At 68.2% G+C, this 8,609-nt stretch carries 7 protein-coding genes; 3 read left to right on the top strand and 4 right to left on the bottom strand.

The window, feature by feature from the left end; genetic code table 11:
- Nucleotides 1-61: 61 nt before the first annotated feature.
- Both A3CQ_RS0137090 and A3CQ_RS0137095 read left to right on the top strand, forming a co-directional pair.
- The gene (locus A3CQ_RS0137090) at nt 62-1,555 is read left to right on the top strand and encodes an arabinofuranosidase catalytic domain-containing protein (protein WP_020516024.1); all 1,494 of its coding nucleotides are present in this window, start codon (nt 62-64) and stop codon (nt 1,553-1,555) included.
- A gap of 107 nt (nt 1,556-1,662) precedes the next feature.
- Complete coding sequence (locus A3CQ_RS0137095; RefSeq protein WP_020516025.1) at nt 1,663-2,415, top strand: FadR/GntR family transcriptional regulator; 753 nt, start codon at nt 1,663-1,665, stop codon at nt 2,413-2,415.
- Nucleotides 2,416-2,428: 13 nt separating this feature from the next.
- Here the strand turns inward: A3CQ_RS0137095 and A3CQ_RS0137100 are convergent, their stop codons facing one another.
- Genes A3CQ_RS0137100 through A3CQ_RS0137115 form a run of 4 tightly spaced genes read right to left on the bottom strand, consistent with a single transcriptional unit; the run spans nt 2,429 to nt 6,799 of the window.
- Nucleotides 2,429-3,583 carry a mandelate racemase/muconate lactonizing enzyme family protein gene (locus tag A3CQ_RS0137100; protein ID WP_020516026.1) on the bottom strand — a complete coding sequence of 385 codons (1,155 nt, stop codon included), beginning with the start codon at nt 3,581-3,583 and terminating at the stop codon, nt 2,429-2,431.
- Nucleotides 3,584-3,611: 28 nt separating this feature from the next.
- A complete protein-coding gene (locus A3CQ_RS0137105; protein WP_020516027.1) occupies nt 3,612-4,511 on the bottom strand; it encodes a carbohydrate ABC transporter permease in 900 nt (299 codons plus the stop codon).
- Nucleotides 4,512-4,514: 3 nt separating this feature from the next.
- Complete coding sequence (locus tag A3CQ_RS0137110) at nt 4,515-5,447, bottom strand: carbohydrate ABC transporter permease (protein ID WP_020516028.1); 933 nt, start codon at nt 5,445-5,447, stop codon at nt 4,515-4,517.
- Nucleotides 5,444-6,799, bottom strand: a complete 1,356-nt coding sequence (locus A3CQ_RS0137115) for an ABC transporter substrate-binding protein (RefSeq protein WP_026206633.1) — start codon at nt 6,797-6,799, stop codon at nt 5,444-5,446. Before A3CQ_RS0137115 ends, A3CQ_RS0137110 begins: the two co-directional genes overlap by 4 nt.
- A 593-nt stretch (nt 6,800-7,392) precedes the next feature.
- Between A3CQ_RS0137115 and A3CQ_RS55400 the strand changes: the two genes are divergently transcribed.
- A partial coding sequence (locus A3CQ_RS55400; protein ID WP_020516030.1) for an arabinofuranosidase catalytic domain-containing protein occupies nt 7,393-8,609 on the top strand: 1,217 nt, incomplete at its 3' end.

Genomic DNA, 8,609 nt, shown 5'->3' on the forward strand with positions numbered 1-8,609 from the left:
CGGGACGAGCCCCGGCCCGTCTCGCGATCCATGTGTCCTCTCCATCCCCGGAGGAACTCCCATGGTCCATCCCGCCTCGGCGGTGCGGCGCCCCAGCCGTCGCCGCCTCCTCCTCGCCACCACCCTGAGCCTGTTCCTGATCGCGGCCGGAATCGTCGCCGGCCACGACGCCGCGGACGCCGCGGTCGTCGGCACCCCGACCCCCATCGTCGGCGCTCAGTCCGGACGCTGTCTCGACGTGCCCAACTCCAGCACCACCAACGGCACCCAGGCCCAGCTCTGGGACTGCAGCGGCCAGGGCAACCAGTCCTGGACGTACGGCTCGGGCAAGCAACTCACGGTCTACGGGAACAAGTGCCTGGACGCCTCGGGCCGGGGCACCACCAACGGCACCGCGGTCGTGATCTGGGACTGCAACGGCCAGACCAACCAGCAGTGGAACGTCAACGCGAACGGCACCGTGACGGGCGTGCAGTCCGGACTGTGCCTGGACGCCAACGGGGCCGCCACCGCCAACGGCACCAAAGTCATCCTCTGGTCCTGCAACGGACAGACCAACCAGCAATGGACGCAGGCGACCTCGGGTGGCTCCTCCGGAGGGCCGTGCGACATCTACGCCTCGGGCGGCACGCCGTGCGTGGCCGCGCACAGCACCGTACGCGCCCTGTACGGCGCGTACCGCGGCTCTCTCTACCAGGTCCGGCGATCCTCCGACAGCAGCACCCGGAACATCGGGACGCTGAGCAGCGGCACGGCCGACGCCGCCGCCCAGGACAGCTTCTGCGCCGGCACCACCTGCGTGATCACCGTCGTCTACGACCAGTCCGGGCGCGGCAACGACCTGTGGTACCAGGGATCCTCGGTGGTGCCCGGGTCCTCGCAGAGCCGCCCGGCCACCGCCACCACCGAGTCGCTGACCATCGGCGGGTCCAAGGCGTACTCGCTCTACATCAACCCGGGCAACAGCTACTGGCGCGACGGCCACCTGACCGGCGTGCCGACCGGCAGCGCTCCCCAGGGCGTCTACATGGTCACCAGCGGGACGCATGTCAACAGCGGCTGTTGCTTCGACTACGGCAACAGCGAGACCACGCGGAAGGCGGACGCGGCCGGCGCCATGGACGCGATCTACTTCGGCACCAGCTGCTGGTTCGGCGGCTGCTCGGGTACCGGCCCGTGGGTGCAGGCCGACCTCGAATGGGGGTTGTTCCCGGGCGGCAGCAGTTCCTGGAACTCCAACCAGCGGGCGTTCACCAGCAAGTTCGTCACCGCCACGCTGAAGAACAACGGGACCTCTCGGTTCGCCATCAAGGGCAGCAACGCCCAGAGCGGAAGCCTCTTCACGTTGTGGGACGGCGGGCTGCCGTCGGGATACAGCCCCATGAAGAAGCAGGGCGCGATCGTGCTCGGCAGCGGCGGTGACTGCTGCAAGCCGGACGGCGGCGCCAACCAGAGTGCCGGCACCTTCTACGAGGGGGCGGTCGTCTCCGGTTATCCGTCCGACGCGACCGAGAACGCGGTTCAGGCGAACGTGGTGGCCGCCGGCTACCGCTGATCCCTCGGGCCCGTGCGGCGGCCCGGTCGGACCCGGGCCGCCGCCGGTCGTGCTCCGCCGGCCTGACCATGGGGAACGGTCCGCGACCGGTGGGTAAGGTACCAGCCATGACGGCCCCATCCGACGCATTCAAGCTCCCTCCCCGCCGCCGCGCCGAGCGGCTGAGCGTCGCGGTAGTGACCGAGCTGGTCGAGCTGATCGTCACCGGGCAACTGGCCGAGGGCGATCTGCTGCCGCCCGAGGGTCCGCTCAGCGAGCACTTCGGCGTGAGCCGCACGGTGATCCGCGAGTCGGCCAAGCGGCTCGAGGAGAAGGGCCTGCTGATCGTCAGTCAGGGCCGGGGGACGCAGGTGGCGCGGTCCGGGTCGTGGAACATGCTCGATCCGGTCGTGCTCTCCGCGCTCATCGACAATGACGAGTCGCTGGGGGTGCTGGACGAGCTGACCGTCGTACGGGGAAATCTCGAGTCCGCGATGGCCGGGGCGGTCGCCGCCAACCGCACGCCGGAGGAGCTGACCCGGATCGAGCACGCGCTGCAGGTGATGCGGCAGATGCAGCACGAGAGCGATTCCTTCAACGAGGCGGACGTGGTCTTCCACCTCACGGTGATGGAGCTCTCCCGCAACCGCCTGGCCGAGAACATCACCAAGCGCCTCTACCGGCGCGCGCTCGAGAGCACGAGATACCACGGGATGCAGTACGAGGGCGCGTTCAGCTCGACCCTCGACCAGCACGCCGTGGTCGTCGACGCGATCGCCCGGCAGGACGTCGCCGCGGCGGAACGGGCGATGCGCGACCACATCGTCGGCTCCTGGCAGCGACGCCGGTTTGACCCGTCCCGCGGCGACGCGGAGGCCTAGGAGAGCATCGGCCTCACAACAGATCGCGTGACGAGTCGGGAACCAGGCGCAGGCCCGCCCGGCCGGGCCGGACGTGGGGCCCCGCGTCCTCCGGGCGCCGGCCGGCCGCCCGCGCGGGGCCGATGACGTCCTCGTCGACCTGGATGCCGATCCCCGGCTCGTTCCCGAGAACGATTCCCCCGTCGTCGTACTCCTGGTCCACCCGGAGCCCGATCGGTGAGTGGAGACCCTGGACCTCGAAGGCGAGATGATTGGGCACGGCCGCGGCCGCGTGCGCGACCGGGTTGGTGTGGTAGGCCACCGGGCTGACCGGCAGGTCGTGGCCGTGTGCCACCGCCGCGACCCGGAGGAAGTGGGTGATGCCCCAGACGTTGCCCACCTGCACGATGTCGACCGCGTCGGCGTCCAGCAGCGGCCGGTACTGCTCGAGTCCCGTGAGGTTCTCGCCGGTCGCGACGGCGGCGCGGACGCCCCGGCGCACCGAGGCGAGCCCGGCGGCGTCCCATCGGCGTACGGGCTCCTCGATCCAGGTGAGATCGACCTCCCGCTCGAGCGCGGTCAGATACCGTACGGCCTGAGACCGGTTCCAGGACTCGTTCGCGTCCAGCATGAGCGCGGGGTTCGCCGAGTTGCGGCCGAGCGCGCCGCGCATGATCTTCAGCCGCCGCAGGTCGTCGCCGAGACTCCGGCCGCCCTTGAGCTTGCCGGCGCTGAAGCCGCGATCGGCGAACTCCTCATACAGGCGTGCAAGCCCCTCGTCGTCGAGCGCGATGTCGAGACCCGAGGCGTAGCCCGGCACGAACCGGTCGAGCGCGCCGAGGGTACGCCAAAGGGGTTCGCCCGCGGCCTTCGCCTTGAGATCCCACAACGCCGTGTCGATGGCGCCGATCGCACCGAACGTCGCGCCGGCGTGCCCGGTCTTGAAGGCCCGGGCCAGCATCCTGTCGTAGAGGACCGACACGCCCCGCGGATCCTGGCCCTCCACGGCGTCGAAGACCCGGTCGATGTCGCCGTGCGGGCCGACGCCCACCCCGTCGATGCCGGCATCCGTCTCGAGGATCAGCACATGCACCTCGGTCCGTGGCCCGGACATCACCCCGTTGGCGTCGCCGGTCAGCCTCCCCCAGTCATGCTCGGTCGTCACGCTCCGGTACCCGGTGACTTTCACTGTTGCTCCTTCTCGGCAGGTATTCGACTCACTCCTTCGTGCCGCCCGCCGTCATGCCGGCGACCAGGAAACGCTGGGAGAAGAGGAAGACGATCAGCACCGGCAGCACCGAGATCACCGTGGCGAGCGCCAGCGTCGGCAGCTGCACGGATTGCGTCCCGGCGGAACTGGGATTGAACGCGGGGGTGGACGCGAGCAGGGAGGTGAGTCCCACCTGGATCGGGTACCCGTCGCTCGAGGGCAGCATCACGAAGGGCAGGAAGAAGTTGTTCCAGCTCTGGACGAAGCTGAAGAAGGCGACGAGAGCGACGATCGGGGCGGCCAGGGGCAGGGCCACCCTCGCGAAGACCTGGAACTCGGAGCATCCGTCGATCCGCGCCGCGGCGAGCAGGTCCCGCGGGATGCTCGTCGAGAAGTAGATGTAGGTGAGGTAGACGCCGAACGGGAAGAACGACATCGGCAGGATCACCGAGAGCGGGCTGCCGATCAGGCCCAGGGTGTTCAGCTCCAGGAAGATGGGCAGGACGAGCGCCGTGTTCGGGATCAGCATCACGATCAGCGTGAGGATCAGCAGCAGCCGCCGGAACCGGAACCGGGTCAGGGCCATCGCGTAACCGGCCGGGATGCTGGCGATCAGGGTGATCACCAACGCACCCACCGCGTACAGCGCCGAGTTGGCCACCCAGGTCGTGACCGCTCCGTCCTGGAACGCGAAGAGCTGGTGCCAATTGGCCCTCAGGTCGCTGAGCCCGCCCGGAGCGAACGGATCGCGCACGATGAGGCCACGTGCCGACTTCGTCGTCGCCAGCAGCAGCCAGACGATCGGGATGACGAAGAACAGCACGAAGATCGCGAGAACGACCCCGACGATCGTACGGCCGCTCCAGCCGCCGAGACCTGACCGCCGGCCGGTAGTTGCTGTCGTCATGGCTCAATCCGTCTCGAACAGGCCGCCGCGCAGCACGAACACCGCCGACAGCGCGAGGGCGATGACGAGCAGCAGCAGGGAGATGGCCGCCGCGCCGTTGAAGTCGTTCTGCTGGAACGCGTACTGGTAGGCGAGTTGGTTGAGCGAGTAGTCGTTCGGCACGATGGCATTGCTGGCCTGCGACAGCAGTTGCGGCTCGACGAAGAGCTGGGTGCCGGCGGCGAGCGACATGATCCCCATGTACGAGATCCACTTACGCAGCATCGGCAGCTGGATGCGCCAGGCGATCTGAACCGGGCCGGCGCCGTCGATGCGGGCCGCCTCGATCACCTCGGCGCTGATGTTGTTGAGCGCGCCGTACATGATCACGATCCAGCCGCCGGCGCCGGTCCAGAACGCGATGATGGCGAAGATCAATGGCAGGTGGCCGGGGACGATGACCTCGACGAAGCTGGACAGGCCCAGGAACCGCAACAGCCCGCCGACCGGGCTGGCGGTCGGGTCCAGCAGGAACAGCCAGAGCAGCACGCTCGACGCGCCCGCCAGCGCCCCGGGCAGATAGAAGATGAGCCGGAGGCCGCTGCCGAGCCAGCGCAGCCGGATGGCGTGCACGGCGATCGCGAGGACCGTCACCAGCACGACCAGCGCGATCAGCCAGAGCACGAGGAAGTACGCGACGTGTCCCACCGCGGGCAGGAAGCGGAAGTCCCCGACGACCTTGGTGAAGTTGGCGAGCCCGGCGAAGCCGCCGTCAGCGTCGGTGAGGGAGAGGTACAGCGCGTACAGGGCGGGAACGATCCCGAAGGCGACGGTCAGGGCCGTGTAGAGGGCGATGAAGCCGTAGCTCATCGCGCTCCGGCCGCCGGCCCGCTTCCGGCCGCCCGGCCGGCGGCGTGCGAGCGCCGCCGGCCGTGCGGTCTGTTCCAGAGCGGTCATTTGACCGTGTAACCGTTGACCTGAGCCTGGTTCTTGATCGCCGTTCCCCACTCGGGAAGCAGATCGACCAGGCTCTTGCCGTCGGCGACGGCCGGAGTCATGGTCTTGGCCCAGATCGCCTCCTGGCTGAAGATCCCGGAACCCCAGCCGTCCCAGATCTCCGTGCCGGCCTTGATGATGGGCTGCAGATCGGTCGCGTAGTAGCCGCTCGACTCCTGCTTCTTGACCCATTTGTCGGAGGCCGCCGTGAAGGCCGGGTAACCGGGGGCGAGGTTCACCTGGTAGTCGTCGGCGGTGGTGACGAACTCGGCGAACTTCGCCGCGGCCTTCAGGTTCTTCGAATGGCTGCTGATGAACCAGGTGCCGCCGCCGACGTTGCCGGTCACCGCGGCGTCGCCCTGCCAGGCCGGCGGGGCCGCGACGCCGAGCTGCCCCTTGGGCACGTTGAGCGACTGCGGGTTGTTGAAGATGGCGCCGGCGTACCAGGCCGGTCCGGGCATGACGAGGACCTTGCCGGAGTACTTCTTGACGAACTCCGGCGTGAAGACGCTGATGTTGGGGGTGGTGCCGTTCTTGATGAGGGTGTCGAGCATGGCGGCGACCCGCTTGCACTCCGTCGTGCCGGTATCGACCGTGACCGACGTGGGCCCCGTGACACCGTTCGCCTGGCACTTGCTGCTCCAGAAGTAGATCTCCGGAGCGAAGGCGTCGCCGACCGTCCCGACGATGTAGCCCGGGTGCTCCCGCGCCACCTTCTCGCCGAGCGCCTGGTACTCCTCCCAGGTCGTCGGTACCGCGTAGCCGAACTTCGTCAGCAGGTCCTTGTTGTACCAGAGCACCACCTGGGCGAGGTCGTTGCGCAGGCAGTAGACCTTGCCCTCCACCGTGCACGGGTCGAGCGAGCCCGGCGTGAAACCGTCGAGGGTGGCCTTGGGGACCAGCCCGCCGCCCAGCACGGCCGCGAACGCCTGCTTGCCGCCGGACTTCTGGCTCGCCCACGCCGCGTCGTTGTTCTGGCTCGAGAACACGACGTCCGGCCAGCCGCTGCCGGCCCGGTCGAACAGTTGCATCTTGGTACGGAACGAATTGGAGCCGTTCGCCGAGCCGTCGTAGGTGACCACCTTGATCGGTACGTCGGGGTTGGCCTTCTTGAAGGCGTCCGCCGCACCCGAACGGTCGGCGTCCACCCACACCGTGATCTCAGCCTTGTCGTCCTGAGCAGCCTGCGGAAATCCGTAGGAGCCGGCCGAGGTGTCGCCGCCACCACTGCCACCGCAGGCGGCCAACGCCAGGGCGACGGCTAATGCCCCGGCGCCGCCGATCGCACGTGAAGCTCGCGTGATTCCACCCATATTGAGGTCCTTAGTCAGGGAGACCGTATCGACGGGGAGTTCATCGTCACGAAATATAAGAGCATACGTATTATGTTTGCAAGACCTCGCCGACAGGATGCCGCCGGGACGACACCGGCGCCGTCGGCCCGCCCGCGCCGACGACCTCGCCGGCGCGGCGATCTTCGCTGCCCGGCCGCGCCGGGCTACCTCTCCGATGCGATTCTCGCGGTGGACGGCACCTGGTTCGACAGCTTCCGTAAATGCCCAGCGGAAAGGCCATTCCGGGCGGTGTTCGGCGCCATCGACCCCATTCGCGAAATGATGTCCGGAAAAAGATTTGAGGACGTGCTGAAAGTTGTTATGCCGAGCGCCGGCCGAGGGTCGCACGCCGTGAGCGCGGCAGCAGGAACCATGATGAGCTGCTGGTATGCCTCAGGAGATGCGTCAACAAATTCTTGTACTTGAATGTGGGGAAACATTCTGGCAACCTGCTGAATTGAGGTGTTAACGTTCTCATCCCTCGAGCGGCGTGGTTACTCCCCGGCATCGCCGCTACGCGTCAAGGGTCGCGTCGACACCGTCCAACCAGCCCTGATCGCCGGGAGAACATCATGTGGCAGGCAATCCGCCGACAAAGAAAACGCTTCCGCACGGCCGGCACCTTCGCGTCCGTTCTCGCGGCCGCCGCGACGATCGTGGCCCTCGCGCCGGCCACCTCCGCGGTCGCCGCCCCCTCCGCGGTGTGTGACATCTACGCCGCCGGCGGCACGCCGTGCATCGGAGCGCACAGCACGACCCGCGCGCTGTCCGGGTCCTACAACGGCCCGCTTTACCAGGTGCAGCGGGCGTCCGACAAGGCATACACCGACGTCGGACTGCTCTCGGCCGGCGGCTACGCCAACGCCGCGACGCAGGACTCCTTCTGCGCCGGCACGGCCTGCACGATCACCAAGATCTATGACCAGACCAGCAATCACAACGACATGCCGATCTCCTGGGGTGGCTACTGGAAGGGACCCGGCCCCAACGGCGCCGACGTCGGCGCCGACGCCAAGGCGCTGCCGCTGACCGTCGCCGGGCACCCCGCCTACGGCATCAAGGTGACCCAGGGAGTCGGATATCGCGTCGACAACGCCCGGAACGCGCCGACCGGCTCGCATCCCGAGGGCATCTACATGGTGACGTCCTCGAACTACGTGAACCAGTGGTGCTGCTTCGACTACGGCAGCGGCGAGAACTCCCACACCGACACCGGCAACGCCACCATGAACGCCATCGAGTGGGGCACCGCCTGCTGGTTCGGCGGATGCGTCGGCGCCGGCCCGTGGGTCGAGGCCGACCTGGAGAACGGGATGTACCACACGAACACCGGCTCCAACAAAGACCCCGCGAACTCCGGCGTGCATTTCCCCTTCGTCAGCGCCTGGGAGAAGAACAACGGCACGAGCAACTTCACGCTCAAGTACGGCAACGCCACCAGCGGCGGCCTGACCACCACCTTCTCGGGGCCGCTGCCGAACGGCTACTCGCCGATGCGTACCGACAGCTCTCTCCTGCTGGGCACCGGCGGGGACAACAGCGTCACCGGTGTCGGGTACTTCTTCGAGGGCGCGATCATCTCCGGCTACCCGTCCGACGCGACCGAGAACGCGGTGCAGGCCAGCATCACCGCCGCCGGCTACTCCTTCGGTGGCGGCAGCAATCCGAGCAACGCCGAGATCGTCGGCGCTCAGTCCGGGCGGTGTCTCGATGTCACGGGTCAGAGCACGGCGAACGGTGCGCTGGCGCAGTTGTGGGATTGCTCGGGTGGTGCGAATCAGCGGTGGAC

Source organism: Paractinoplanes globisporus DSM 43857, from assembly GCF_000379645.1.
Lineage (GTDB): Bacteria > Actinomycetota > Actinomycetes > Mycobacteriales > Micromonosporaceae > Actinoplanes > Actinoplanes globisporus.

What these genes read in the sequence shown, in the direction of transcription:
- A3CQ_RS0137105 (WP_020516027.1), bottom strand. Translation starts at nt 4,511, where the DNA reads ATGACGACAGCAACTACCGGCCGGCGGTCAGGTCTCGGCGGCTGGAGC.
- A3CQ_RS0137090 (WP_020516024.1), top strand. Translation starts at nt 62, where the DNA reads ATGGTCCATCCCGCCTCGGCGGTGCGGCGCCCCAGCCGTCGCCGCCTC.
- A3CQ_RS0137110 (WP_020516028.1), bottom strand. Translation starts at nt 5,447, where the DNA reads ATGACCGCTCTGGAACAGACCGCACGGCCGGCGGCGCTCGCACGCCGC.
- A3CQ_RS0137115 (WP_026206633.1), bottom strand. Translation starts at nt 6,799, where the DNA reads ATGGGTGGAATCACGCGAGCTTCACGTGCGATCGGCGGCGCCGGGGCA.
- A3CQ_RS0137095 (WP_020516025.1), top strand. Translation starts at nt 1,663, where the DNA reads ATGACGGCCCCATCCGACGCATTCAAGCTCCCTCCCCGCCGCCGCGCC.